Genomic DNA, 24,085 nt, shown 5'->3' with positions numbered 1-24,085 from the left:
GGAGCACAACATGGAGCCTTGATGCCAATCGAATCACCATCGATCAAGCGCATTCGCTGGACTCACGCGTATCGCATCGTGCCCAGCCGGTTTCCGCCGGTCGGTGTGTACGACCGCATCGCCGATCCGGCCGATCTCGAGGCGGTGTTCGCGATCGAGGCGTTGACTAATCCGCGCCTGCGCGAAGAAGCGGGCGCGTTGAAACTGGTATCGAAGGAACACCGCCTCAGCGGGCCGGGTTCGACACCGGTGATGGCTGCATTCACTCATCTCAACCCGGAAGGCAGCCGTTTCTCCGATGGAAGCTGGGGCGTGTTCTACGCCGCGCACAGCGTCGCCACCGCAGTGGAGGAAACCGTCTATCACCGCGAGCGTTTTCTCGCCGCTACCAGCGAGCCGGCCTGCGATATCGAGATGCGCTGCTATCGAACCAGCGTCGACAGCAAGCTGCACGACATCCGCGGCGGCTGGCCCACGGTGCACGATCCGGACAGTTACGTCACCAGCGTCACGCTGGCCCGTGAACTGCGCGCCGCCGACTCCAACGGCATCGTCTACGACAGTGCGCGCCATCGCGGTGGCGAATGTCTCGCCGCGTTCCATCCCGACGTGGTGGCGCCGTGCGTACAGGCACAGCACCTGGTTTACCGCTGGGACGGTCAACGCATTGCGCAGGTACTCGAGGTGTCGGAACTGACCCGTCCGCGCTAGCCTGTAGACAGGCAAAACCAAGGCGAGGCAAATGACGAAAGGCACGCGCTACCTGCTGCTTATCCTGCTGCTGTGGCCGCTGCTGGCGACGGCGCGCGATAACCGCGAGAACGACCATGCACAGTGGAATGCGGATATCGCCGCGTTCCAGGCCGAGGATCGTGCGCATCCGCCGGTGCCGGGCGCGGTGCTGTTCATCGGCAGCTCGTCGATCCGTTTCTGGAAGACGCTGGCGACGGATTTCCCCGGCGTGTACACGATCAACCGTGGCTTCGGCGGTTCGGAGATCGACGACGCCACCTTCTTCGCCGACCGCATCGTGGCGCCGTACCGCCCTCGCGCGATCGTGATGTATGCGGGCGACAACGACCTGCAGGACGGCGACAGCCCGGCGCATGTGCGCGACGACTTCGCCGCCTTCGTGCGCAAGGTGCGTTCGTTCGATTCCCATGTGCCGATCGCCTTCATCGCGATCAAGCCCAGCGTAGCGCGCAAGGCGTTGCTGCCAAAGATCCGCGAGGCGAATGCGCTGGTGCGCGAGTACGCGGCGACCCAGCAGGGGGTTGCCTATCTGGACGTCTTTACGCCCATGCTTGGCCAGGACGGTCAGCCGCAGCCGCAGTGGTTCATCGCCGACGGTCTGCACATGAACCGCAAAGGCTATGCGCTGTGGATCGACACGGTGAAACCCTGGCTGGAGGCGACGCTGCGTTGATCCGGCGGCTCAGGTATCCGCGTTGGTCGCCCAACCCTCGCGATTGCCGCGGGTGAACACGCGGTCATCGTCGAGCACGTCACCGGCCGCATGCGCCGGCAGCTCGTGTAGCTTCGCGTAGATCGGCGTGAAGTCCGGATGCGTCGCCTCGAACAGCTGCTCGAAGCTGTCGATCACGAAGTAGGTCTGCTGGTAGGTGTCGATGCGGTAGCGCGTGCTCATCACGCGCTCGAGGTCGAAGCCGATACGGTTCGGTGACGGCGAGTCCAGCGAGTAGATCGACTCGCCCTTGGAGCTGACGATGCCGGCGCCGTAAATGCGCATACCTTCGTCGGTGTTGATCAGGCCGAATTCCACCGTGTACCAGTACAGGCGAGTGAGGTTCATCAGCGCTTCGGGGCCGATCGCGAACGCCTTCATGCCGCCGCGGCCATACGCCTGCATGTAGTCGGCGAACACCGGATTGAGCAGCAGCGGCACGTGACCGAACAGGTCGTGGAACAGATCCGGCTCGCTGAGGTAGTCGAGCTGGTCGGGTTTGCGGATCCACCAGCTCACCGGGAAGCGGCGGTTGGCCAGGTGATCGAAGAACACCTCGTCCGGCAGCAGGCCTTCCACCGCGACCACTTCCCAGCCGGTGGCGGCGCCGAGCACCTTGTTGAGCTCGGCGAATTTCGGGATGCCGCCATCGCCGAGACCGAAGCGTTCGACGCCGGCCATGAACTCCTTGCACGCGCGGCCGGGCAGCATTTCGCGCTGGCGCTTGAACAAGGTGTCCCACACCTCGTGATCGGTCTTGCTGTAGCTCGCCCACGGCTGCTCGACCACGCCGGTGGCATACACCGGCACGTAACCGCGATCGGTTTGCTGGTGTTCGACTTTGCGCGGCGTATCCATGGCGAGCTCCGAAGCGGGCGTGGCTGATCAGACCGCAAGCTTACGGCGGTTTGCCCGCACGAAGCTTGTTTTATTGCCAAGGGATTCACCATGAATGCACTATCATTGCGTCAATAGATCAAATGACATAGGTTTATTGCGTATGATGACACTCGACCGCACCGACCTGCGTCTGCTTGCCGTCTTGCAGAGCGAGGGCCGCATCACCAACGCCGAGCTGGCCGAACGGGTCAGCCTGTCGCCGTCGGCGTGCCTGCGCCGGCTGCAGCGGCTGGAAGCGGACAAGATCATCACCGGCTACGCCGCGCAGATCGATCCGCAAGCGGTCGGCCTGGGCCTGCAGGCGTTCGTGCGGGTGCAGTTGAGCAAGCACGAAGCGGAAGCGATCGAGCGCTTCGTCGAACACGTCAATGGCTGGGACGAAGTAGTCGCTTGCCATGCACTCACCGGCGACATGGATTACCTGCTGCATGTCTATGTGGCCGACCTCAAGGATTTCTCGCGCTTCCTGCTCGATCATCTGTTGAACGCGGCCGGGGTCGCCGATGTCAATTCAAGCTTCGTGCTGCGCACGGTGAAACGCTCACCCTCGTTGCCGCTGAGCCAACTCGAGCGTTGAGCGGCGCGCCTGCATCAACTAACGCTAAACTAATCGACTGATGAGCATCGACACTGCCACTGTTTCCGAGCGTGACCTGCTGCGCCCGCTGCGTTATCTGTGGCGCGTGCCGCTGGTCCTGCTGCACATCGTGCTGGGTATCCTGCTGTGTTCGCTGATTCTCAGCTGGAACCAGCATGTGGTGATGCAGAACGGCAAGGAGCCGTTCGCGCACCGGATGATCCGCTGGTGGTCGACCAGCTTGCTGCGCGTGTTCGGCATGCGCTCGGTGCGTTTCGGTGAGCCGCTGGCCGATCCGGTGCTGTTCGTCGCCAACCACACCTCGTGGCTCGACATCGAGCTGCTGCACAGCCAGCGTGCCGCCTGCTTCGTAGCCAAGGCCGAGATCGCGCAGTGGCCGCTGGTCGGCTGGCTGGCGGCGAACGGTGGCACCATCTTTCATCGCCGCGGCAGCAACCATTCGCTGTCCACGGTGATGCAGGTGATGGTCGAGCGGCTGCGCGGCGGCCGCTCGGTGGCGGTGTTCCCGGAAGGCGGCACCGGCTACAACGGCGTGCTCAAGACGTTCCACGCGCGCATTTTCCAGGCCGCGCTGGATGCCGAGGTGGCGGTGCAGCCGGTGGCGTTGCGCTTCGCGCGTGACGGTCGCCGCGTCCTCGATGCCGGTTTCCGCGAGAACGAGAGCTTCGTGCACAACATCGTGCGACTGCTCGGTGAGGCGCCGGTGGATGCCGAAGTACATTTCCTCGCGCCGGTACCGGCCAGTCCGGATGCGCGACGGCGCATGGCCGAGCTGTCGCGCGAGCGCATCGGCGCGGCGTTGGAAGACCGGCCGGCATGAACCTCCCGTACGGAAAGGATTTCCGTCCACCCTGGCCGCTGCGCAGCGGCCACATCCAGACCATGCTGTCGTCCAGCGGCGTGCGCCGCATGCTGCTGCCACGTGCCGCGCAATCGGTGCTGGAAGGCGCCGAGCCGGTGGTGGTCGATGGCGGCGGCGGCGTGCGCCTGACCGGTGCCTACACCGCGCAGAAGACCCAGTCGCAGTCGCGCGGGCTCGCTGTGCTGTTTCATGGCTGGGAAGGCAGCGTCGATTCCACCTACGTGCTGCAGACCGGCAGCCGCCTGCTCGCCGACGGCTGGGACATCTTCCGGCTGAACTTCCGCGACCACGGCGACAGCTACAACCTCAACGAGGCGCTGTTCCACTCCTGCCGCATCGATGAAGTCGTGCATGCGCTGGGTGACATCGCACAACGCTGGCCGGCACGACCGATCGCGTTGGCCGGGTTTTCGCTGGGCGGCAACTTCGCCTTGCGCGCCGCGCTGCAGACCTCGCGCGTCGGCATTCCGCTGGATTACGTGCTGGCGGTGTGCCCGATCATCGATCCCGGCGAAGGCCTGTTCTCGCTGGAAGAATCCGCGCCGTGGTTCTACCAGGCCTACTTCATGCGCAAGTGGCGGCACTCGCTGCAGGCCAAGCAGAAGGCGTTTCCGCAGCACCAGTATTTCGAGATGTCCGAGCTGAACCAGAACCTGCGCGGGCTGACCGAGGCGATGGTGCTGCGGCATACCGACTTCCCGTCGCTGCAACAGTATCTGGACGGCTATTCGGTGGCCGGCGATGCGCTGCTGGCGATGCAGATTCCCGCCACCATCCTCACCGCGCGCGACGACCCGGTGATCCCGGTCGACGCCTTCGAGAAACTCCAGCTACCGCCGAACGTGGAGCTCGACATCGCGGACTTCGGCGGCCACTGCGGCTTCATCCGCGGCTACGGCATGACCAGTTTCACCGACGACTACATCGCCGCACGCTTCAATGCCGTGGCGGACAGGGTTACGCCCGCAGCCTGAGTACGGTCAGAATATCGTGCCAGGTGCGTGCTGTCGCATCCAGCACGCGATGCTCATGCGCTCGCGCGTCGCCGGCAGCACCTCGTGTTCGAACTGCGCTGAGAGAAACAGCAGCAAAGTGCCAGCGTGCGGAAAGATGTCGCGCGATGAGCCATCGGCCAGGTAAAGCCGCAACGCGCCACCATCGGCCACCCGCCACGTCTGGTTGAGATAAAACACCGCCGACACCACCCGCGCGTCGCTGTCGCGCAGGCGATCCAGATGACGCGTGTAGCCGGCACCCGGCGGATACGCCGCGTAATGCGATTCGCATTCGACCAGCCCCAGCATCAGCTCGCGGTTGAGCGTCACCCGCAGCGCGTCGAGGCGATCGGTGAACACCTGCTGCGGCGCACTCAACGCGTCGACCTGGAACCAGTGCGTACTGTCGCCGCGCAATGGCGTGGCCGTGCGCAAGGCACCGACTCGTGCCGGCGTCAGCCGTTTTGCATCGCGCAGGGTGCGGCACTCTTCGGCCAGTGCCTGCGTCTGTGCGGGCGAAAGAAAATCCGGCACGACACACCAGCCCTCGTCGGCCAGTGCGGTTGCGATGTCTTGAAACTGGGGCGGCTGGGTATTCATCGAGCTTCAGTGTAGCGACGCGTGACCGTCATCAGCGCTTGCGCAGCGGATCGAGCAACGACGATAGCCCGTTATGGTCCAGCTCCAGCATCAACGCCAGCAACCGACCCAGCTCGCCCTTCGGAAAGCCCGTGCGCGCGAACCACGCCAGATATGCGCCGGGCAGATCGGCGATCAACCGGCCCTGGTACTTGCCATACGGCATGCGCACACTTACCAGCTTCGGCAGGTCTTCTGCTTCCATGAATATTTGAATCAGATGGTGTTATTCGGCCGGTGACTGTGCCACGAATGGAGAAAGAATCACTGTAGCGAGTGGCATCCTTGCCCTGCTGCCAGGATACGCGTCGATTGAAGTCGGTATCAGGACCAAACCTTTCACGGCTTCACAAACCGCAATGTCATCCGGTCGGACTCACCAATCGCCTTCATCTTCGCGTGCTCGCTGTCAGGCCCGGCCAGATCCGGTGGTAGGCGGTGCACGTTGATGTCTTCGGGATCCGTCGGGTTGGCATTGATTTCCGATACGCCGGCCACGCGGAAGCCGGTTTTGAGCGCGAGCGCGATCAGGTAATCCTCGGGGAGGCGATGCAGTGTTTTCGCACTGTCCACGGCATCGGCGAACGGTTTGGCGCGGTGTTCGGTGATGCCGAATACGCCGCCGGGTTTGAGCACGTGAAACGCGGCCTGGAACACGGCATCGAGGGTGGCCGGGCTGTGGTTGAGCCAGTCGTGCGTGTTGCGGAAGGTGAGCACCATGTCGGCCGAGTTGTCGGCGCCGAGGTTCACCTGATACGGCGGCGCGAACGGGATGACGTTCGCGATGTGTCCGTACACCGTCGGATCGGCCTTGAGCATGGCGGTGAATTTCGCGGCCGTCGCCGGCGCGGCTTCGATCAGGTGGCCGTGCGCGTAGAGGAAGGGCGCAAGGATTTCGGTGTACCAGCCGCCGCCGGGCGACAGTTCGATCACCGTCATGTCCGGTTTGATGCCGAAGAACTGCAGGGTCTCGACCGGGTGGCGATATTGATCGCGCGCCTGGTTGGCGGGTGAGCGCCAGTGACCGTTCACCGCCTGCTGCAACGCCGCGGCGGTGTCGGGTGCGGTGGCAGTAGCGGCGCTGGTGACGGCAGGGAGCAGCAACGTCACGAGCAGTGGAATAAGCAACTTGCAGGTGCGACGAAACATGGTTCGACCCTCCTGACGATGGGCGTTCAAGACTACGCCGAAACTGGGCGTCGGGTCAGAGCCGCGGTGAGGTTGCGCAGCGTGGGGTTGAGCTTGCTCAATCCGCCGCCACACAGCGTCCTTGTGCCCACGCCCGCAGCGTCTCCACCTGCTCGCGCATCAGCACCGACAGCGGCCGTGTCTGCTTCAACGCATTGAGAAGGGTCGCCGGATCCGGTGGCGTGCCGTTGCCGGCGGCATCGTAGAGGGAGCTGACGATGGTCTGTTCGATTTCGGCGCCGGAGAAACCGTCGCTGGCGCTGGCGAGTGCGGGCAGGTCGAAGCTGGCGGGGTCGAGTTTGCGGCGGGTGAGGTGCATCGCGAAGATCTCGCTGCGCACGGATGCCTGCGGCAGGTCGACGAAGAAGATTTCGTCGAAGCGGCCCTTGCGCAGCAGCTCGGCGGGCAGCTCGTTGACCGCATTCGCGGTGGCGACCACGAATACCTTGGCCTTGCGTTCGGCCATCCAGGTCAGCAGGTAACCGAGCACGCGGCGGGACACGCCGCCGTCATCGCCGCCACCGGCGAGGCCTTTCTCGATCTCGTCGATCCACAGCACGCATGGCGCCAGCAGCTCGGTGCTGCTCAGCGCGTCACGCAGGTTCTTCTCGGTCTCGCCCTGGTACTTGTTGTACAGCGTGCCGAAGTCCAGCCGCACCAGCGGTACGCCGAAGCCGCCAGCGATCGCCTTGGCGGCGAGACTCTTGCCGCAACCCTGCACACCGAGCAGCAGCACGCCCTTGGGCGGATCGAGCGTCGGTGTGGCGGACGGATCGAGGAAGACCGCGCGCCGGCGCTGTACCCAATCGCGCACGCGGCCGACCCCGGCGATATCGGCGAAGCTGGCGGTGGCGTATTCGTAGTGCAGCAGGCCGGAGCGGTTGAGCAGGTCGAACTTCGACTGCATCAGCTCGGGCAGGTCCTGCGGGCCGAGCGCGCCGTCGTTGTAGATCAGCTTGCGCACGATGCGTCGCGCATCCGGCGCGGACAGGCCGAGCAGGTTGCGCACGATGGTGCGCGCGGCGTCGTTGTCCACTTCGATCTTGCGGCCCTGCTCGCGCTGCCAGGCCACCGCTTCGCCGCGCATGATGCCGGCCAGTTCCTTGATGTCGGGCAGCGACAGCGGCACGCGCAAGGCCAGCGCTTCGAGTTCTTCCGGCAATTCGACCTTGGCGCCAACCAGCACGATGGTGTGCGCGGCGGAACGCTGCCGCTGCACGATCTCGCGCATCTGGCGCAGGCTCATCGCGTAACGCAGCAGGCCGTGGAAATCGAACATCAGGTAGATGCCGCGCTCGCCCTGTGCGCGAATCGCGTCGAGCGTGGCGGTGGCGTCCGGCGCGATCTCGCCGTCGAGCTGGGCGAAGTCGAGCCGGCTCAGGCCGTCAGTCAGCGTCCAGCGCCATAGCGGATGCAGCGCCTGCGCGATCACGTGGCGGAAGCATTCGATCACGCGCTGCTCGTCCACCGTCTCGATCACCAGCAGCGGCGTTGCGGCGCGCACCAGCGTGGTGAGGTCGTCCAACTCGCTCATATCGTCCCCTTGCGAAGGAGGTCACGTTAGCAGAGCGGCCATGCTTTCCGCTTCACGTGCGCGGAGATACGCTGGGGCTTCCCCACCTCGAGGAGTGCCGCCATGCGCCTGCTGTTGTCGTTGTTGCTGGCTGTTTCGTCGCTGCCGGTGCTGGCCGCACCGCAGCTGGACAAGCTGAGCCTGCCGACGGGTTTCCATATCGCGGTGTATTCGGAACAGGTACCGAATGCGCGCGAGATCGCGCTGGGCACCAAGGGCACCGTGTTCGTCGGTTCCAATGACGCCGGCAAGGTCTACGCACTCACCGACACGAACGGTGACGGCGTCGCCGACAAGGTGCGCGTGATTGCCAGCGGTCTGCAGTTGCCGGTGGGCGTGGCGTTCAAGAGTGGCGATCTGTACGTGTCTGCCGTGAGCCGGATCTATGTGCTGCGCGATATCGAGAACCATCTGGACGATCCGCCGAAACCCGTCGTGGTCACCGACAAGCTGCCCACCGAAACCCACCACGGCTGGAAGTTCATCGCGTTCGGCCCGGACGGCAAGCTGTACGTGCCGATCGGCGCACCGTGCAATATCTGCGATCCGGCTCCGGCGCACGGCAAGCTGACCCGGATGAATGCGGACGGCTCCGGCATGGAAGATGTGGCGCGCGGCATCCGCAACACGGTCGGTTTTGACTGGCAGCCCGGCACGAAACACTTGTGGTTCACCGACAACGGCCGCGACCTGATGGGCGACGACATGCCCAGCGACGAGTTGAACGAGATCACCCGCGTCGGCGAACACTTCGGCTATCCGTATTGCCATCAGGGCGACACGCTCGATCCCGAATTCGGCAAGGGCAAGAGCTGCAAGGATTACGTGCCGCCGGTGTTGAAGCTGGGCGCACACGTGGCCTCGCTCGGCATGCGCTTCTACGAGGGCAAGCAGTTTCCGGCCAGCTACAAGGGCGCGATCATCGTCGCCGAGCACGGCTCGTGGAACCGCAGCAAGAAATCCGGCTACCGGGTGATGACGGTGCGCCTGAACGGCAGCAAGGTGCTGTCGTACGAACCGTTGATCAGCGGCTTCGAACAGAACGAAAGCGCCTGGGGCCGCCCGGTCGACGTGCAGCCGCTGCCGGATGGGAGTGTGCTGGTGAGTGATGATTTGGCGGGAGCGGTGTATCGGGTGACTTACAAGCCCTGAATCCGGCCATGTCATTCCTGCTTTGCTGCGAAGTGCGATTCCTGCCTGCGCAGGAATGAGGAGCTGAAAGGGTAAACGCGTTTTGAATCTGAGGACTATCCATGCAACTACGCAGCGACAATTTTGAAAACGGTCAGCGTATCCCCGCCGAGTTCGCGTTCGGCAAGCAGGCGCAGCCGTTCGCGCTGTCGGACAACTGCAGTCCGCAGCTGGCGTGGAAGGACGCCCCTTCGGCCACGCGCTCGTTCGTCATCACCTGCATCGACCCTGACGTGCCGAGCCGCGGCGACGACGTGAACCAGGCCGGCCGCACGGTGCCGGCGGATCTGCCGCGGGTGGAGTTCGTGCACTGGCTGATGGCGAACATCCCGGTCGAATGTGGCGAGCTGGCCGCCGGTGCCTGCAGCGACGAGATCACGCCGCGCGGCAAGCGCGAACCGTTCGGGCCGCCGGGCAGCGTGCAGGGTGTGAACGATTACACAGGCTGGTTTGCCGGCGACGCCGAGATGGGTGGCGAGTATCTCGGCTATGACGGTCCGTGCCCGCCGTGGAACGACGCGCTGCTGCATCACTACCACTTCAAGCTGTATGCGCTCGACGTGGCGTCGCTGCCGTTGCTCAAGGGCTTTTCACTGGCCGAATTGCGTGCGGCGATGGTCGGTCACGTGCTGGACGAGGCGGAGCTGATCGGCACGTACAGCCTCAATCCGGCAGTATCGGGCTGAGCAAACGTCGGCTTCGCGTGCATGGCGGCGCCGACTCTCTTCACGCTCGCATGGCACGGGCTATGGGTGAATGGCGGTACGCGGATCCCCGACCGCGACCGCCCTTCATTACAAAGAGGATGCCCCCATGCTGCATTACGCCCTGGTTTTTCTGGTCATCGCCATCATTGCCGCCGTGCTGGGTTTTGGCGGCATTGCCGGTGCCGCTGCGGGCATCGCGAAGATCCTGTTCATCATCTTTCTGATCCTGGCGGTCATCGCGTTTTTCCGTCGCGCCAGTTGATGGTCGTATGCTGAAGCCGACTACGTCATAGTGATTCCTTTCCGGAGTATGCAATGAACAAGCAGGTAGAGAATTCCGAATCGATCGCCGCCAGCCGTATCGATGAGCGTGCCGAGCGGATCAAGCAGGCCACCTCGAATGCCGTGGCCAGCACCAAGGAAACGGTGGAGCGCGCCGCCGACCACGTCGAGGAAGGCCTGCATCGCGCCACCGACAAGGCGGCCGACGCCGTTCACAAAGCCAGCGACAAGGCCGCCCACGTCAGCGAGCGTGGCCGCGAGGTCTATGACGAAACCATGGACCGCGCCGATGTATGGCTGGAACAGGCGCGCGATTACGTGCGCGAGAAACCGGTGCAGTCGGTCGCCATCGCGCTCGGCGCCGGCTGGCTGCTCGGCCGCATCCTGCGGCGTTGAGCCCCACGACGGCGGAGCAGGGAATGCACGACGAGGGTGAATCACCCCGCGAAGCGGCGGCGCCGGATCCGGCGCCGTTGTCGTCTGGGCTGCTGGCCGAGATCGGTCAGCTCGGCCGCGCGGTCAAGCGCCTGTTCGGCGCACAGCTGCATCTGCTGGCAGCGGAACTCGGGCTGGCGCGCAGTGCGGTGTCATGGATGCTGCTGGCGGGTCTGGCTGCCACGGTGGCCGGCGTCGGTTTCGGGCTGACTGTGCTGGGCCTGCTCGGCGTGGTGTTGGCGGCGTGGTTCGGCTCGTGGATCTGGGCCTTGCTGGTGCTGGCGCTGCTGCAGGTGCTGTTCCTGTTCGGTTCGATCCTGCTGTTCCGCCGCTGCATGCACTGGATGAGCCTGCCGGTCACGCGCAGCGAATGGAATGCGATGATGCGCGACACCTTGCACAAGGCCGAGGCCGAGGTCGCGGCGGAGCGCAGGCAGGGCAACCGGGAGGAGGGTCGGTCGTGAGCGTTTTCGATCAGTTCGCCAAAGTGCAGGCGGCGCAATTGCGCATGAGTGCGGCGCGGCAGGAGTTGAGCACGCCGGCGGCGGCCCTGCTGGCGCGCGGGCATGCACATCCGTTGACCACGATGGGCGTGGCGGCCGGTGCCGGTTTCGTGCTGGGCAGTCTCAACTTGCATCCGCTGCGGGTGCCGGGGCTGGGTCCGCTGCTCAGTGGCGGTTTGGCCGATGCGGTCGCGTTCGGCACGCGGATGATCGCCGAGCTGGGTGCATCGGGCCTGGCGGGCGCCGGGCATGCTCGCGACGAGTCCGGCGTGCATGACGTGGAAGATGGCGAGCGCTCATGAGCGAGCCCGAACCGTTCCCGCCACAGGATGATGTTGCTGGCGACGACAGCGGCGAGTCGCTGATCCCGATCGAGGAAGTCGCGCCGGGTTATCCGCCGCGGCAGCTGGCGCGCGGGCTGCAGACAGCGCGCGGCGTACGTCGCCATCTGCGCTCGATCCGTGGGCTGTTGAACGTACTGCTGTTCCTCGCATTGATGTACACCATCACGCTGGCCAAGGCGCTGCTGATTCCGCTGGTGCTGGCCGCTTTCCTCGGGCTGGCGTTGAATCCGCTGGTTGCCTTCGGCGCACGTATCCACCTGCCACGCTGGCTGACCGCGAGCGTGCTGATGATCGGTCTGATCGTCGGCATCGGCAGCGGGGTCGGTCAGCTGGCGCAACCGGCGATCGGCTGGTTTCATGGCGCGCCGCAAGCGATCAAGAGCTTCGTGCCGAAACTGCGGAACCTCACCCAGCCGCTGGAGGCGGCGAACCGTGCCACCCAGACCCTGGTCAGCGGCAGCACCAGCACCATTCACACGGCCGCCACGCCCTCTACGCCGATGTCGATCAGTGCCTGGGACGTGGTCTCCACCACGCCCAAGGTGCTGGCCGCGGTACTCAGCGTGGTGTTGCTAGTGTTTTTCTTCCTAGTCTATGGCGACACCATGTTGCGCCGGCTGGTGGAGATCACACCGGGCTTTGGCTACAAGCGGCACGCGGTGGTGATCGTGCGCGGCATCCAGACCGAGGTATCGCGCTACCTGCTCACCGCGTTGCTGATCAATGCGGGTCTGGGCGCGGTCACCGCGGGCATGCTGTGGCTGTACAAGGTGCCCGATCCGCTGCTGTGGGGTGCGGTGGCGATGTTCGCCAACTTCATTCCCTACGTCGGTGCGATCGTCACCACGTCCGTGCTGGCGGTGGTGTGCATGCTCTATGCGAACGAGATGAGCCTGCATGTATTCCTGCCGGTGCTGACCTTTGCCGGCATCACCGCGCTGGAAGGCAACCTGATCACGCCGATGATCCAGGGCCACAGCATGCGGCTGAGCCCGATCGCGATCCTGCTGTGGCTGCTGGTCTGGGGCTGGCTGTGGGGCATTCCCGGCGCGCTGCTGGCGGTGCCAATGCTGACCTGCACCAAGCTGATCGCCGAACGTGTGCGCAGCTGGCACTGGTTCGCGGTGATCGTGCAGCGCTGAGGATGATCGGCGTCACGTCCGTCAGATTGCATCCGGCAACAGGTTGAGCAAGGTATAGGAACGCTGCTCGCCTTCGAATTTGTCGCCGCTTTTGGATACCAGCGTCACGTGCCGTCGCACCAGGATCGTGTCGCTGACAATGACGCCCCTGCGAATTGTCGTGCAGCCATTCCAGCTGGCCTTGCCTGGAACCACCGACACCTCGATCGTCTGTCCGGCGGTGGTGGTGATCTGCATCGGCTTTCCACTTTTCTCGCGGGACTGGTCGTCGGACGACAGGCCGGCGCCGTTGCCGCTACGGGACAGCGTGACGATCCCGTTGCGCGGATCGACCCGCAGCACGCGTACCTGTTCGGTTCCGGCCGGGCCGATTTCCCAGGGCTCGGGGATGGCGACCTCCCAGGTCATTCCAGCGCGAAGCTGGTCCGGCGCCTTGCCCCACAGCAAGGGATTGAAGACCACTCCGCTGGTCTGGTCGTTGATGCGGCACTTGCCCGCATAGCAGTTGGTGATGCCATCGCGAAGGATCTCGCTGTCGTGCACCGGCCCGCTTGCCGGATGCCCGTCGTAACGATCTTCTTCGTCGAAGACGATCGCCTTCGGCGTCATGCCGGTCACCATGTAGTCGGCGGTGCCGCTGATGAGATCGACCTTTTCCTTGAACCCCGCCCCCTTTATCGAGACGGTCTTGGAGAACACGTCGGACAAGCGTTCCCCCACCTTGAGATCGGGGTGCAGAAATGCTTCGACTGGCTCAGCGCGGGCCAATGAGATGCCCAGGCAAAAAATCGAAGCGAAAAAAGCGAGATGACCGACAGCGCGGAAGTGGGGATTCATCTTGGTCTCTGCGGAATGTTCATGGTCGACAGCGGTTCATCGAATCGGCCGCGCTGGATATTCAGCGTGTGATGCCGTGCGCGCGCAGCACGTCGGCGATGTCGAAGCGCCACAAATTGCGCGAACCGTTGAGTGGCGACTGCAGGCGCTGTTGCAGCGTGGCCCCGTTGTCGCGCGGCTTCGGGAAGTGCACGTCATCGCGGCGTGCACTGGACACATACAGTTCGCCGAACCCGGGTCCCAGTGATGGCGCGTTCTCCAGCGTGCGGCTGTTGACGTCGTTGCCCAGATGCAGCGGCTTGCCCCAGCTGCCATCGGCCTGACGGAAGGCGATGTAGATGTCGGCGCTGCCCAGCGAGTCACCTTCGTTGCCGGCGTAGATCAGGAAGCGTCCTTGCGGATCCACCGCCGGATCCATGCGGCTGTGCTCGAGGTCGCCCAGCTCGACCCGGACCGGCGCCGCGTAGCCGCGACTTTGCGGATGTGCCACGTAGATCTGGTAGGCCTTGCCGGAATCGGCGCGATGCGCCGAGAAATAGATGTCGCCGCTGGCAGTCACCGACGGGTTGTAGATCATCGCGCCGTCGTTGAGTGCGCCGTCGACATGCACCGGCGTGCCCCAGCCGCCGCGCGCCTGTCGCTCGACATACCAGAGGTTGCTGCCGGGGAATTGCTGTCCATTCATTTCGGCCATTACAGGCGCGTCTCCCGGATGCAGCGGACGGTTGGAGACGAAGTACAGGCGGTTGCCGTCGGGCGACAGGGTGGGTTCGGAGTCATGCCATTCGCCGGAGAACGTTGCCACCTGCGGTGTCGACCAGCGGTTGCCGTGGCGCTGCGAGACCATGATGGTGTCGTCGGCCTCGGCGAAATCCGAGCGCATGAAATATAAAGTCTGGCCGTCCGCTGTCAGTGCGGCCGAGGTCTCCTGCAGCCCGGTGGAGATGACGCCAGCACCGAGCAGCTCGCCGGCGCTGGCGATCGCCGGGATCAGCGCCAAGGCGCAGCAGATGGTCAGCAGGAATTTTCTTGACGGCATGGGCGAGTATCCGCAGGCAGGCGAGATGGCCTGCCGTGCAGCCTGCCGGCGATGCAGCGTTGTCGCCGGCGTTTTGTGACGTGCGGGCGCGGTGGCGTGACGAGTGGTCGTCACGCTGCAACGAAAATCAGCGCAGCCCCAAGGCCGCCTGCGCGGCGACGCGAAAACGGCGGCTCAGGCCCAGCCGGGTGCCGTCGCGCAGAACTACTTCTGCATTGCCCTGGAACAGCGGATGCACCTCGGCCACGCGCTCCACATTCACCACGATACCGCGGTGGATGCGCAGGAAGCGGGCGGGATCGAGTACGGCCAGCAGGTGGCGCAGTGTCTCGCGATGCAGGTAGCGGCCGCCACCGACATGGATGTGCAGGTAGTTGCCATCGGCACGAATCCAGTCGATGTCTGTCGCGGCGATCACGCGGATGTGCTCGCCGCTGCGCACGCTGATGCGTTGCGCGTAGCCGGTGCTGTTCGTCACAGGTGTCATCAACTCAAGGTTTCCCTGCGCCGCATGCAGTCCCTGCCAGTGCTGGTTCACCCGCACCATCGCCTGGTCGAAGCGGCTCTGATCGATCGGCTTGAGCACATAGTCCAGCGCATTGGCGTCGAACGCGCGCAGCGCGTGTTCGGCGAACGCGGTGGCGAACACCACCAGCGGCAGGCGGTCGGGTGCCAGCTCGTGCAGCAGGCCGAAGCCGTCCATGCCGGGCATCTGGATGTCGAGGAACAGCAGGTCCGGTTGCAACGCACGCACGGCCTGCATCGCTTCGTCGGCATTGCCGCATTCGCCGACGATCTCCACCTCGTCGTGCGAGGCCAGCGCCTGACGCAGCGCCAGCCGCGCCAGCACCTCGTCATCGACCAGCACGGTGCGCAGACGTGGCGTGTTCATGCGATATGCCTGATGAAGGGCAGACGCACTTCGGCACGTGTGCCACCGCCGGCCAACGGGCTGAGCTCAAATCGCGCCGAGTCGCCGAACAGCATGTGCAGGCGCGAGCGCGTATTGCCCAGGCCGATGCCTTCGGGCGAGCCCAGCGGAGGCAGGCCGAGGCCGTCATCGTCCACGCGCAGTTGCAGCTGGTCGCCGTCGAGCCGCGTGGAGATGCGCAGGATGCCGGCGCCGACCTTGTCCTGCAGGCCGTGGCGCAGTGCGTTCTCCACCAGCGGCTGCAGGATCAGGTTGGGCACGGCTGCACCGAGGGTGTCGTCGGCCACGTCGAGCTGGGTGCTGAGCCGGTCCTGGAAACGCACCTGCTGGATGTCGAGATAGCAGCTGAGAAATTCCAGCTCACGCGACAGCGGCACCTGTGGCGCGTGGCGCTCCTCCAGCGTGAGACGCAGGAAGTCGCTGAGCCGCGCGATCATCAGCCGCGCCTGCAGCGGATCGGCCAGCGCCAGCGCCGAGATCGCGTTGAGCGTGTTGAACAGGAAGTGCGGCTGCAGCTGCATGCGCAGCGCCTGCAGTTGCGACTGCGCCAGCTGCGTTTCCAGTTGCGTGCGGCGCAGGCGCTCGTCGCGCAGGTGCCGGCGTGACTCGATGCCGCGCAGCACCGCCAGGATCACCCAGTAGGTCACCAGTCCTTGCTGGAACTTGTAGGCGAACTCCATATGGACGAAGCCATCGAACGACGTCACCGGCATCTTGCCCGGACCGCTTACGGTCCAGAAGATCAGCAGCTGCAGCAGCGTCTGCGCCAGCGCCACGCCGAGGCTGGCGGGTACGTGCATGAGCAGGAAGCGCGGCCAGCTGCGGCCGGTGCTGCGCCGTCCCAGCCAGCCGATGCCCGCTGCCAGCAGCATCCACAACCAGAAGTCGGCGAGATTCCAGATCAGCCCGCGCAGCCAGTTGGCGTCGCGCCCTTCGCTGAGCGAGGACAGTCCCGAGCTCAGCGCGTACGACAGCGCCAGCAGGGTCCAGAAGCCGAAGGCCAGCAGCCAGACCTGGCGGCGCGAGGGTTCGGCGCGCTCAGGCACATGATCGGCACGGGCGATGTCCATCGCTTTCATCCGCGCAGTGTGCCCGTAGCGGCACTTCCATGGATGTGCCGGAAGATACGCCGGCACGGGAAACCCGGCGCTGGATCGCAGGAACACGTTGCTCAGTGCTCAGCGCGATGCGCATCCAGCCATGGTGCCAGCGACACCTGCCAGATGTGGTCGGCACCGTTGTTCCACGTCGCCGTGGCATCCGGGTCCGACGGCGGCAGGCGACGATCGCTGTAGAAATAGAGCGTGCGGTGATCGGCGCCGAGCTGTGCGCCCATGCTGTGCTTGCCGCCGTTGACCGTATCGCCGAGATCGCGCGGCGCACTCCAGCCGGTGGGCGTGTGGAACGCGATGGCCAGCCGATAGGGTTGCTGGCTGCCCGTGGGTTTCGTGCTGATGACGATGAACGAGCGATCGGGAGCGATCGCCGGATCGCGGATCTGCATGCCTGCATCGCCGAGCTTCACCGCGTAGGGCGCCAGGTAATGCCCATCGCGGTACACGGAGCGCAACAGTTGAAGGTTGCCGGCCGGCGCGGCGCAGCCGATGAAATAGATGCTGCCGTCGACGGCAATGCTGGGGGCAAACGTCATCGAACAACTATTCACGGCGTCGGGCAGGCGCACCGGCACGCCCCAATGGTCGCCCTGCCGATCCACCCGCCACAGGTGCATGCCGCGGCCCGCGTAATGCTTGCCCGCGCTGACTGCATCGATGGGCGAGCTGCCCGACGCGGCCGGACGATTGGAGACGAACAACAGGAACGAGCCGTTTGGCGCCATCGACGGATCGAGATCGCGCCAGTGCCCGGAGAACGGTGCAGCCTTTGGCTTCGACCAGTGATCGCCGTCGCGGTGCGACTCCATAAGAGTGAAGCTGTCGGTGCCGCGCATGAAATACACCGTCGCGCCATCCGGAGTGAACGCCGCCGCGCCATCGTCGTCGGTTCCGGCGATCGCGCCCGGCGCGAAGATCGTCGGCATCGCCGTGCCGGGCGTGGCCGCGTGGGCCGTCGATGCGAAGGCCAGCAGGGCACTCAATATTGTCGACAATCTCATGTGGTCTCTTCCTGTGGCGTGGCGATTCCGCAGGCTGGCATCACCCGGCATGCGTGTCGCCGCTCCTGTGACGATCGGCGCGGTGGCGATGACGAGCGGCATGCCGACAGAGGCAGACGGTTAACGCATCACGGAATCGCTGCCGGATTTTTCCAATGGCGCCCAGCTTGCCGCTCGACGGCACGATCCGGCCGCTGGTCACCTTGCTGTTGGCGCTTGTCACGGAAGCGAGGCGGCCCGGGGAGCCTCGATGCAGTCTGCACCGGCGGCACTCCCGCCGCGAACGAGGGCAGCAACATGCGCAGGCAACGTTTTCTTCCATGGGGCATGGCGTGCGCCGCCGCACTGGTGCTTGGCGCCGAGGCGGTGCTCGCGGCGACTTCGGCCGCGAGCGTGGCCGGCATCGATGAATCCGCCCGCAGCGAGGCGGCGGTAATCGCGGTCGACCAGCACTGGCTGGAGGCCGAGCTGAGCGGCGATACGACGTGGCTCGACGACATGTTGCTGCCCGAGTACCGCTCGGTCGGTGCCGACGGCGTGGTGCATGCGAAGGCCGCGCTCATGGCGCACGCGGCGAAGAATCGCGGTTCGGACATCGAACGACGCAAGGTCGAGGACTGGCTCAAGACGCATCCATCGGGCAAAGCCGTGGTGATCCAGGGCGACACCGCGATCCTGTCGTTCTACGACCCGACCAAGGGCGCGGCTAACGACGTTCGTTCGTCCGACATCTTCGTCTACGTGCATGGCCGCTGGCACGCGCTGTACTCGCAGCACAGCGGGCCCGGCAAAAGCTAACCGTTCACCACGGGATCATTTGGCCATCGCGGAAGAAGCGTCCGGTCGGTGCCGGCGCGGGCAGGTTGGCTGCCCATACGATGCCTGTTGCGCCGCGTTCCACCGGCCGACCGCCGGGGCCGCCGAGTTCGGTGGCAACCCAGCCCGGACACACGGCATTGACCACGATGCCGCTGCCCTCGAGTTCCGTGGCCAGTGTTCGGGTATAGGCGTTGAGCGCGGCTTTGGACGTGCGATAAGCCACGCAGCCGGCGCTGCTCGAGTCGCTGGCAGCACATCCGCTCGACACGTTCACGATGCGGCCGTAGCCGTGTCGCCGCATCAGCGGCAGCAACGCGCTCGACAGACGCCAGCTGCCAAACAGATGGGTCTCCAGCGCAGCGTGTGCCGAGGTGACGTCGCTGGTGCTGGCAGCGGCGTCGTGGTCGTAGTGACCGCCCGCATTGTTGACCAGCACGTCGAGCCGGCCGTAGGTGACGTCGATCCAGCGCACTAGCGTGTCGACTTCGTCCTGACGAGTCACGTCGAGCTGCACCGCGATCACCTCACCCGGCGCACCGGCCAGCTTGCGCGCCGCGTGCAGTCCCTTGTCCAGATCGCGCGCGCCGAGCAGCACGGTCATGCCGCGCTCGCTCAGCTGACGCGCCACCTCGAAACCGAGGCCGCGATTGGCGCCGCTGACCAGCGCCACGCGATAGACCGGTGTCGCCACCGGCTTGCGTTTGGCCGTCCGACTGTTCATGGCGCAACGCTGGGGTCAGCCTTGGCGACGGCGCTGCAATGCTCGTCGCCGCAGGCCTGCCAGCCGCCGCCGAGCGCCTTGTACAGTGCCACGGCGCGGGTGTTGATCGCCGCTTCGGCCTGCGCCAGATCGTCTTCGGCGGCGAGTTGGGTGCGTTCGGCGTCGAGCAGTTCAAGGAAGCTGGTGGCGCCTTCCTGGTAACGCACGCGGGCCAGATCGGCAGCGCGCTTGCTCTGCACGCCCTGCTCGATCAGATGATCGACACGCACGCGCTGCTGGTTGAAACCGGTGACGGCGTTGTCGATGTCCTCGATCGCCAGCAGCACGGACTGCTGATAGTTCGCCTGCGCCGCATCGGCGCGCGCCTCGCTGGCATGCAGGTTGGCGCGTACGCGCTGCACGTTCAGGCCGGCCCAGCTGATGCTCGGCGCCAGCGACCACGCGCGGGTTGCCGGGCTGCCGAAGTCGTTGCTGCGCCCGGACAGGAAACCGAGGAAGCCGCCCAGCGTGATATGTGGAAAGAAATCCGCCTTGGCCACACCGATGCGTGCGGTGGCGGCGGCGTATTCGCGTTCGGCCATCTGGACGTCCGGACGGCGGTACAGCACGTCGCCGGCATCGCCGATCGGCAGGTTCGCCGCGATCGGCGTGAAGCTTTTCGGTGACACATCGATGTCGAGTTCGCCGGGCCGTTCGCCGAGCAATACTGCGAGCCGGAACTCACTGGTGCTGGCCTGGGTCTGCAGTAGCGGCAATTGCGCCTGTACTGCGCTCAGGCGTGCCTTGGCGCTGGCCACGTCCTGCTCGGAACCGGAGCCGAGCTGCTGGCGCACGTCGGTGAGGTGCACGGTCTGCTGCTGGCTTTCGATGTCGCGCCGGGCGATATCCAGCCGCAGCTGGCTGCCGCGCAATTCGAAGTAATTGCGTGCGACTTCGGCGAGCAGGCTGACCTGCGCGTTGTGCAGCGCCGCCTCGCTGACGCCGAGATCGGCACCGGAGGCTTCCACTGAACGACGCACGCCACCGAACAGGTCCAGCTCCCACGACGCATCGAAACCGGCCTGATACGTCGTCACCGTCTGCCGCTGCGTGCCGAAGCCCGGTTGCTGGCCGCGACTGCGCGTGTAGTTCACGTCGGTGTCGATCGTGGGCAGCTGGTCGGCTTTGGCGCCGCTGAGCAGCGCCCGCGATTCATGCAGACGCGCCACCGCGATGCGCAGGTCGAGGTTGTTCGCCGCCGCACGCTGGATCAACGCGTCCAGCGTGGGGTCGTTGAACTGCTTCCACCACGCGGCCTGGAACTGCGCGTTGTTTTCCTGCGTCGCATCCAGTCCCTGCAATTGCGGCGCGAGGGGTTTCACCTGGTGGTAGTTCGGACCCACGCTGGCGCAGCCGGCGAGGATCAGGGCCGCGCTGAGCGCGGCGATCTTGAGCAAGGTTTTCATCAGTGGTTCTCCAGCGCCGGCAGCGCATGCGCCGCGGCGCGTTCGGCCGCGCGCGCCTCGCGACGCTCGACCAGGGCGCGAATCAATACGTAGAACAGCGGCGTGTAGATCAGTCCGAAGATGGTCACGCCGAGCATGCCGGAGAACACCGCCACGCCCATCGCATGCCGCATCTCGGCACCAGCGCCGTGCGAAGTGACCAGCGGCACCACACCCATGATGAAGGCGAACGAGGTCATCAGGATCGGGCGCAACCGCAACTTCGCTGCTTCCAGCACCGCTTCGTGGCGGCTCATGCCTTCATGCTGGCGTTCGCGGGCGAACTCGACGATCAGGATCGCGTTCTTGCACGCCAGTCCGACCAGCACGATCAATCCGATCTGGGTGAAGATGTTGTTGTCGCCACCGCTCAGCCACACACCGGCGATCGCGGACAGCAGCACCATCGGCACGATCAGGATCACCGCCAGCGGCAGCGACCAGCTCTCGTACAGCGACGACAGCACCAGGAACACCAGCAGCACGCACAACGGGAACACCAGGATCGCGGTATTGCCGGCGAGAATCTGCTGGTAGGTCAGTTCGGTCCACTCGAAGCTGATGCCGTTGGGCAGGTTGTCCTTCGCCAGCTTTTCCATCGCTGCCTGCGCCTGGCCGGAGCTGAAGCCCGGCGCGGGACCGCCGTTGATCTCGGCAGTCGGGTAACCGTTGTAATGCTGCACGCGATCCGGACCCGCACCCTGCTGCACGGTGACGAACGAACCCAGCGGCACCATCTGGCCCTGCGCGTTGCGCGTCTTCAGCTGCAGGATGTCCTGCGGCGTATGGCGGAACGCCGGGTCGGCCGAGACATTGACCTGATAGGTACGGCCGAAACGGTTGAAGTCGTTGACGTAGAGCGAGCCCATGTACGCCTGCATGGTCTGGTACACGTCGCCCAGGTTCACGCCTTCGGCCTTGGCTTTCTCGCGATCCACATCCGCGTCCACCTGCGGCACGCTGACCTGGAAGCTGGAGAACAGTCCGGCCAGTGCCGGATCCTTCCGGCTGGCGGCGATCAGGTTCTGGGTCTGCTTGTACAGTTCGTCGAAACCACGGTCGCTGCGATCCTCCAGCTGCAGGCGGAAGCCGCCGATCGTGCCCAGGCCCATCACCGGCGGTGGCGGGAACACGGCGATGTACGCATCCTGGATCGCCGCGAATTTCTGGTTCAGCGCACCGGCGATCGCGCCGGCCGACAGATCCGCGCTGCGGCGTTCCTCGAACGGTTTCAGGGTAACGAACACGATGCCCGAGTTGGTCGAGTTGGTGAAGCCATTGATCGACAGGCCGGGAAAGGACACCGCGTGCTCCACGCCCGGCTGCTTCAGCGCGATTTCGCCCATGCGCTGGATCACGTCCTCGGAGCGGTCGAGCGAAGCGGCATCGGGCAACTGCGCGAACGCCACCAGGTATTGCTTGTCCTGGCCCGGCACGAAACCGGTCGGTACGTGCGAGAAGCCGAACCAGGTCAGCGCAATCAGGCCGGCGTATACCACCAGTGCCAGCTTGCCCTTGCCGACGATGCGCTTCACGCCGCCGACGTAACGCTCCGAGCCGCGATGGAACAGGCGGTTGAACGGACGGAACAGCCAGCCGAACGCACGATCGATGCCGCGAGTTAGGCGATCCTTCGGCGTGTTGTGACTCTTCAGCAGCACCGCGGCCAGCGCCGGGCTCAAGGTCAGCGAGTTGAACGCCGAGATCACCGTGGAGATCGCGATGGTCAGCGCGAACTGGCGATAGAACTGGCCGGTGAGGCCGCTGACGAAGGCGGTCGGGATGAACACCGCGCACAGCACCAGCGCGGTGGCGACGATCGGGCCGGTGACTTCGTGCATTGCCTTGCGTGTGGCTTCCTTCGGCGATTGGCCGAGTTCGATATGTCGCTCGACGTTCTCCACCACCACGATCGCATCATCGACCACGATGCCGATCGCCAGCACCAGTCCGAACAGCGACAGCGCATTGAGCGAGAAGCCGGCCAGGTACATCACCGCGAACGTGCCGATCAGCGACACCGGCACCGCCACCAGCGGAATGATCGAGGCACGCCAGGTCTGCAGGAACAGGATCACCACCAGCACCACCAGCAGGATCGCTTCCAGCAGCGTATGCGCCACCGCCTCGATCGAGCCGCGCACGAATACGGTCGGGTCGTACACGATCGAATAATCGACGCCCTGCGGGAACTCCTTCTTCAGCTGCGCCATGGTGCTGCGCACTTCGTCGGAGATCTGGATCGCGTTGGAGCCTGGTCGCGCGAAGATCGGCAGCGCCACCGCCGGCTTGTTGTCGAGCAGGCTGCGCAGCGCGTAGTTGTTCGAGCCGAGGTCGACCTTGGCGACGTCGTTCAGATGGGTGACGCCGCCGCTGGCGTCGGTGCGCACGATGATGTTGCGGAAGTCGTCCTCACTGATCAGTCGCCCACGCGTGTTGATGTTGAGCTGGAACGCCGAGTTGCTCGGGCCGGGCGGTGCGTTCAGCGCACCGGCAGCGACCTGCACGTTCTGCTCGCGGATCGCGTTGATCACGTCGCCGGTGGTGAGTCCGCGCTGGGCCAGTTTTTGCGGGTCCAGCCACACGCGCATCGAGTATTCGCCGGCGCCGAAGATCTGCACGTCGCCGACGCCATCGAGCCGGCCCAGCACGTCCTTCACGTGCAGGCGTGCGTAGTTCGACAGGTACAGCATGTCGTAGCGCTGATCCGGAGAGGTGAGATGCACCACCATCGTGAGGTCAGGCGAACTCTTCTGCGTGGTCACGCCGAGCCGCTGCACTTCTTCCGGCAGCTTGGGCAAGGCCTGCGCCACGCGGTTCTGCACGTCGACCTGAGCGGTGTTGAGATCGGTGCCCAGCGCGAACGTGACGGTGAGCGTGAGCGCGCCGTCGCTGGTCGCCTGCGAGGAGGTGTACAGCATGCCCTCGACGCCGTTGATCTGTTCCTCCAGCGGCGTGGCGACAGTTTCGCCGATGACCTTGGGATTGGCGCCGGGATAGGCGGCGCGCACCACCACGGTGGGCGGCACCACTTCCGGGTATTCGCTGATCGGCAGCTTGAACACCGCGATGGAACCGGTGATCACGAACAGCAGCGACAGCACAGCGGCCATGATCGGCCGGTTGACGAAGAACTGGGCAATGTTTTTCATGCAATGAATCCTCGACGAAGCACGCTTCGCGGCTTCGGTCTTTCTTTGCTCCTCCCCCTGCTCAGCAGGGGGAGGTTGGGAGGGGGCAACGCTCTTGCTCTTGGTTTCGCATTTCGCTGGAGGGCTTCACCCCTCCCCAACCCTCCCCTGCTGCACGCAGGG

General features: G+C 65.2%; 26 protein-coding genes. 13 read left to right on the top strand and 13 right to left on the bottom strand.

What is annotated here, in order from left to right; translation table 11 throughout:
• Nucleotides 1–21: 21 nt before the first annotated feature.
• Both IE071_RS12955 and IE071_RS12950 read left to right on the top strand, forming a co-directional pair.
• On the top strand, nt 22–711 hold the full coding sequence (locus tag IE071_RS12955; protein WP_189441588.1) for an RES family NAD+ phosphorylase: 690 nt from the start codon (nt 22–24) through the stop codon (nt 709–711).
• Between the two features lie 31 nt (nt 712–742).
• Nucleotides 743–1,426, top strand: a complete 684-nt coding sequence (locus tag IE071_RS12950) for an SGNH/GDSL hydrolase family protein (protein ID WP_189441587.1) — start codon at nt 743–745, stop codon at nt 1,424–1,426.
• Between the two features lie 9 nt (nt 1,427–1,435).
• Here IE071_RS12950 and phhA read toward each other — a convergent pair whose 3' ends face one another.
• Nucleotides 1,436–2,323 (bottom strand): phenylalanine 4-monooxygenase, encoded by an 888-nt coding sequence (gene phhA / locus IE071_RS12945; RefSeq protein WP_189441586.1) that lies wholly within the window; start codon nt 2,321–2,323, stop codon nt 1,436–1,438.
• Nucleotides 2,324–2,465: 142 nt separating this feature from the next.
• On the opposite strand from phhA, the gene IE071_RS12940 reads away from it, so the two are divergent.
• Genes IE071_RS12940 through IE071_RS12930 form a run of 3 tightly spaced genes read left to right on the top strand, consistent with a single transcriptional unit; the run spans nt 2,466 to nt 4,799 of the window.
• Nucleotides 2,466–2,942 carry an Lrp/AsnC family transcriptional regulator gene (locus IE071_RS12940; protein ID WP_189441585.1) on the top strand — a complete coding sequence of 159 codons (477 nt, stop codon included), beginning with the start codon at nt 2,466–2,468 and terminating at the stop codon, nt 2,940–2,942.
• A 40-nt stretch (nt 2,943–2,982) separates the two neighbouring features.
• Nucleotides 2,983–3,783 carry a lysophospholipid acyltransferase family protein gene (locus tag IE071_RS12935; protein WP_189441584.1) on the top strand — a complete coding sequence of 267 codons (801 nt, stop codon included), beginning with the start codon at nt 2,983–2,985 and terminating at the stop codon, nt 3,781–3,783.
• Nucleotides 3,780–4,799, top strand: a complete 1,020-nt coding sequence (locus tag IE071_RS12930; RefSeq protein ID WP_189441583.1) for a YheT family hydrolase — start codon at nt 3,780–3,782, stop codon at nt 4,797–4,799. Before IE071_RS12935 ends, IE071_RS12930 begins: the two co-directional genes overlap by 4 nt.
• A 6-nt stretch (nt 4,800–4,805) precedes the next feature.
• Here IE071_RS12930 and IE071_RS12925 read toward each other — a convergent pair whose 3' ends face one another.
• The 4 genes from IE071_RS12925 to IE071_RS12910 all read right to left on the bottom strand — a co-directional run bounded on the left by IE071_RS12925 (nt 4,806) and on the right by IE071_RS12910 (nt 8,181).
• Complete coding sequence (locus IE071_RS12925; protein ID WP_189441582.1) at nt 4,806–5,420, bottom strand: 2OG-Fe(II) oxygenase; 615 nt, start codon at nt 5,418–5,420, stop codon at nt 4,806–4,808.
• Nucleotides 5,421–5,451: 31 nt separating this feature from the next.
• Nucleotides 5,452–5,664, bottom strand: coding sequence for a DUF3820 family protein (locus IE071_RS12920; protein WP_189441581.1), 213 nt, complete (start codon nt 5,662–5,664; stop codon nt 5,452–5,454).
• A gap of 134 nt (nt 5,665–5,798) precedes the next feature.
• Nucleotides 5,799–6,608, bottom strand: a complete 810-nt coding sequence (locus tag IE071_RS12915) for a class I SAM-dependent methyltransferase (RefSeq protein WP_189441580.1) — start codon at nt 6,606–6,608, stop codon at nt 5,799–5,801.
• A gap of 97 nt (nt 6,609–6,705) precedes the next feature.
• Nucleotides 6,706–8,181 (bottom strand): AAA family ATPase, encoded by a 1,476-nt coding sequence (locus tag IE071_RS12910; protein WP_189441579.1) that lies wholly within the window; start codon nt 8,179–8,181, stop codon nt 6,706–6,708.
• A gap of 102 nt (nt 8,182–8,283) precedes the next feature.
• On the opposite strand from IE071_RS12910, the gene IE071_RS12905 reads away from it, so the two are divergent.
• From IE071_RS12905 to IE071_RS12875, 7 genes are all read left to right on the top strand, one after another.
• Entirely contained in the window at nt 8,284–9,372 is a 1,089-nt protein-coding gene (locus IE071_RS12905; protein WP_189441578.1) for a PQQ-dependent sugar dehydrogenase, read from the top strand.
• Between the two features lie 101 nt (nt 9,373–9,473).
• Nucleotides 9,474–10,097, top strand: a complete 624-nt coding sequence (locus IE071_RS12900; protein ID WP_189441577.1) for a YbhB/YbcL family Raf kinase inhibitor-like protein — start codon at nt 9,474–9,476, stop codon at nt 10,095–10,097.
• A gap of 127 nt (nt 10,098–10,224) precedes the next feature.
• On the top strand, nt 10,225–10,380 hold the full coding sequence (locus tag IE071_RS12895) for a DUF1328 domain-containing protein (RefSeq protein ID WP_077440832.1): 156 nt from the start codon (nt 10,225–10,227) through the stop codon (nt 10,378–10,380).
• A gap of 53 nt (nt 10,381–10,433) precedes the next feature.
• A complete protein-coding gene (locus tag IE071_RS12890) occupies nt 10,434–10,796 on the top strand; it encodes an ElaB/YgaM/YqjD family protein (RefSeq protein WP_189441576.1) in 363 nt (120 codons plus the stop codon).
• A 23-nt stretch (nt 10,797–10,819) separates the two neighbouring features.
• A complete protein-coding gene (locus tag IE071_RS12885; protein ID WP_189441575.1) occupies nt 10,820–11,299 on the top strand; it encodes an ABC transporter ATP-binding protein in 480 nt (159 codons plus the stop codon).
• The gene (locus IE071_RS12880) at nt 11,296–11,640 is read left to right on the top strand and encodes a glycine zipper domain-containing protein (protein WP_229792896.1); all 345 of its coding nucleotides are present in this window, start codon (nt 11,296–11,298) and stop codon (nt 11,638–11,640) included. The genes IE071_RS12885 and IE071_RS12880 overlap by 4 nt, the downstream gene beginning before the upstream one ends.
• On the top strand, nt 11,637–12,824 hold the full coding sequence (locus tag IE071_RS12875; protein WP_189441574.1) for an AI-2E family transporter: 1,188 nt from the start codon (nt 11,637–11,639) through the stop codon (nt 12,822–12,824). The genes IE071_RS12880 and IE071_RS12875 overlap by 4 nt, the downstream gene beginning before the upstream one ends.
• Before the next feature lie 21 nt (nt 12,825–12,845).
• Here IE071_RS12875 and IE071_RS12870 read toward each other — a convergent pair whose 3' ends face one another.
• The 5 genes from IE071_RS12870 to IE071_RS12850 all read right to left on the bottom strand — a co-directional run bounded on the left by IE071_RS12870 (nt 12,846) and on the right by IE071_RS12850 (nt 17,747).
• Nucleotides 12,846–13,661: a hypothetical protein gene (locus IE071_RS12870; protein ID WP_189441573.1), complete on the bottom strand. Its 816-nt coding sequence runs from the start codon at nt 13,659–13,661 to the stop codon at nt 12,846–12,848.
• A gap of 61 nt (nt 13,662–13,722) precedes the next feature.
• Entirely contained in the window at nt 13,723–14,700 is a 978-nt protein-coding gene (locus tag IE071_RS12865; RefSeq protein ID WP_189441572.1) for a TolB family protein, read from the bottom strand.
• A 127-nt stretch (nt 14,701–14,827) separates the two neighbouring features.
• A complete protein-coding gene (locus IE071_RS12860) occupies nt 14,828–15,592 on the bottom strand; it encodes a LytR/AlgR family response regulator transcription factor (RefSeq protein ID WP_189441571.1) in 765 nt (254 codons plus the stop codon).
• The gene (locus IE071_RS12855; RefSeq protein WP_189441570.1) at nt 15,589–16,701 is read right to left on the bottom strand and encodes a sensor histidine kinase; all 1,113 of its coding nucleotides are present in this window, start codon (nt 16,699–16,701) and stop codon (nt 15,589–15,591) included. The genes IE071_RS12860 and IE071_RS12855 overlap by 4 nt, the downstream gene beginning before the upstream one ends.
• 101 nt (nt 16,702–16,802) lie before the next feature.
• Entirely contained in the window at nt 16,803–17,747 is a 945-nt protein-coding gene (locus tag IE071_RS12850) for a TolB-like translocation protein (RefSeq protein ID WP_189441569.1), read from the bottom strand.
• A gap of 297 nt (nt 17,748–18,044) precedes the next feature.
• Between IE071_RS12850 and IE071_RS12845 the strand changes: the two genes are divergently transcribed.
• Complete coding sequence (locus tag IE071_RS12845) at nt 18,045–18,545, top strand: DUF4440 domain-containing protein (protein WP_229792895.1); 501 nt, start codon at nt 18,045–18,047, stop codon at nt 18,543–18,545.
• 4 nt (nt 18,546–18,549) lie between these two features.
• On the opposite strand, the gene IE071_RS12840 is transcribed toward IE071_RS12845, so the two are convergent.
• From IE071_RS12840 to IE071_RS12830, 3 genes are read right to left on the bottom strand one after another with little or no spacing between them, the layout of a single operon-like run.
• Nucleotides 18,550–19,287 carry an SDR family NAD(P)-dependent oxidoreductase gene (locus tag IE071_RS12840; RefSeq protein ID WP_189441568.1) on the bottom strand — a complete coding sequence of 246 codons (738 nt, stop codon included), beginning with the start codon at nt 19,285–19,287 and terminating at the stop codon, nt 18,550–18,552.
• Nucleotides 19,284–20,732 carry an efflux transporter outer membrane subunit gene (locus tag IE071_RS12835; RefSeq protein WP_189441567.1) on the bottom strand — a complete coding sequence of 483 codons (1,449 nt, stop codon included), beginning with the start codon at nt 20,730–20,732 and terminating at the stop codon, nt 19,284–19,286. The genes IE071_RS12840 and IE071_RS12835 overlap by 4 nt, the downstream gene beginning before the upstream one ends.
• On the bottom strand, nt 20,732–23,923 hold the full coding sequence (locus tag IE071_RS12830; protein WP_189441566.1) for an efflux RND transporter permease subunit: 3,192 nt from the start codon (nt 23,921–23,923) through the stop codon (nt 20,732–20,734). Before IE071_RS12830 ends, IE071_RS12835 begins: the two co-directional genes overlap by 1 nt.
• Nucleotides 23,924–24,085: the final 162 nt, after the last annotated feature.

The sequence above is a fragment of the Rhodanobacter panaciterrae genome (genome assembly GCF_014651895.1).
In the GTDB taxonomy this organism is placed as follows: Bacteria; Pseudomonadota; Gammaproteobacteria; order Xanthomonadales; family Rhodanobacteraceae; genus Rhodanobacter; species Rhodanobacter panaciterrae.
Note: the sequence above shows the minus strand (reverse complement) of the source record. Positions and strands in the feature narration are given on the sequence as shown.

Excerpts from the sequence above, each read along its gene's own strand:
- IE071_RS12955 (WP_189441588.1), top strand. The coding sequence starts at position 22 with ATGCCAATCGAATCACCATCGATCAAGCGCATTCGCTGGACTCACGCG.
- IE071_RS12950 (WP_189441587.1), top strand. The coding sequence starts at position 743 with ATGACGAAAGGCACGCGCTACCTGCTGCTTATCCTGCTGCTGTGGCCG.
- phhA (WP_189441586.1), bottom strand. The coding sequence starts at position 2,323 with ATGGATACGCCGCGCAAAGTCGAACACCAGCAAACCGATCGCGGTTAC.
- IE071_RS12940 (WP_189441585.1), top strand. The coding sequence starts at position 2,466 with ATGATGACACTCGACCGCACCGACCTGCGTCTGCTTGCCGTCTTGCAG.
- IE071_RS12935 (WP_189441584.1), top strand. The coding sequence starts at position 2,983 with ATGAGCATCGACACTGCCACTGTTTCCGAGCGTGACCTGCTGCGCCCG.
- IE071_RS12930 (WP_189441583.1), top strand. The coding sequence starts at position 3,780 with ATGAACCTCCCGTACGGAAAGGATTTCCGTCCACCCTGGCCGCTGCGC.
- IE071_RS12925 (WP_189441582.1), bottom strand. The coding sequence starts at position 5,420 with ATGAATACCCAGCCGCCCCAGTTTCAAGACATCGCAACCGCACTGGCC.
- IE071_RS12920 (WP_189441581.1), bottom strand. The coding sequence starts at position 5,664 with ATGGAAGCAGAAGACCTGCCGAAGCTGGTAAGTGTGCGCATGCCGTAT.
- IE071_RS12915 (WP_189441580.1), bottom strand. The coding sequence starts at position 6,608 with ATGTTTCGTCGCACCTGCAAGTTGCTTATTCCACTGCTCGTGACGTTG.
- IE071_RS12910 (WP_189441579.1), bottom strand. The coding sequence starts at position 8,181 with ATGAGCGAGTTGGACGACCTCACCACGCTGGTGCGCGCCGCAACGCCG.
- IE071_RS12905 (WP_189441578.1), top strand. The coding sequence starts at position 8,284 with ATGCGCCTGCTGTTGTCGTTGTTGCTGGCTGTTTCGTCGCTGCCGGTG.
- IE071_RS12900 (WP_189441577.1), top strand. The coding sequence starts at position 9,474 with ATGCAACTACGCAGCGACAATTTTGAAAACGGTCAGCGTATCCCCGCC.
- IE071_RS12895 (WP_077440832.1), top strand. The coding sequence starts at position 10,225 with ATGCTGCATTACGCCCTGGTTTTTCTGGTCATCGCCATCATTGCCGCC.
- IE071_RS12890 (WP_189441576.1), top strand. The coding sequence starts at position 10,434 with ATGAACAAGCAGGTAGAGAATTCCGAATCGATCGCCGCCAGCCGTATC.
- IE071_RS12885 (WP_189441575.1), top strand. The coding sequence starts at position 10,820 with ATGCACGACGAGGGTGAATCACCCCGCGAAGCGGCGGCGCCGGATCCG.
- IE071_RS12875 (WP_189441574.1), top strand. The coding sequence starts at position 11,637 with ATGAGCGAGCCCGAACCGTTCCCGCCACAGGATGATGTTGCTGGCGAC.
- IE071_RS12870 (WP_189441573.1), bottom strand. The coding sequence starts at position 13,661 with ATGAATCCCCACTTCCGCGCTGTCGGTCATCTCGCTTTTTTCGCTTCG.
- IE071_RS12865 (WP_189441572.1), bottom strand. The coding sequence starts at position 14,700 with ATGCCGTCAAGAAAATTCCTGCTGACCATCTGCTGCGCCTTGGCGCTG.
- IE071_RS12860 (WP_189441571.1), bottom strand. The coding sequence starts at position 15,592 with ATGAACACGCCACGTCTGCGCACCGTGCTGGTCGATGACGAGGTGCTG.
- IE071_RS12855 (WP_189441570.1), bottom strand. The coding sequence starts at position 16,701 with ATGGACATCGCCCGTGCCGATCATGTGCCTGAGCGCGCCGAACCCTCG.
- IE071_RS12850 (WP_189441569.1), bottom strand. The coding sequence starts at position 17,747 with ATGAGATTGTCGACAATATTGAGTGCCCTGCTGGCCTTCGCATCGACG.
- IE071_RS12845 (WP_229792895.1), top strand. The coding sequence starts at position 18,045 with ATGCGCAGGCAACGTTTTCTTCCATGGGGCATGGCGTGCGCCGCCGCA.
- IE071_RS12840 (WP_189441568.1), bottom strand. The coding sequence starts at position 19,287 with ATGAACAGTCGGACGGCCAAACGCAAGCCGGTGGCGACACCGGTCTAT.
- IE071_RS12835 (WP_189441567.1), bottom strand. The coding sequence starts at position 20,732 with ATGAAAACCTTGCTCAAGATCGCCGCGCTCAGCGCGGCCCTGATCCTC.
- IE071_RS12830 (WP_189441566.1), bottom strand. The coding sequence starts at position 23,923 with ATGAAAAACATTGCCCAGTTCTTCGTCAACCGGCCGATCATGGCCGCT.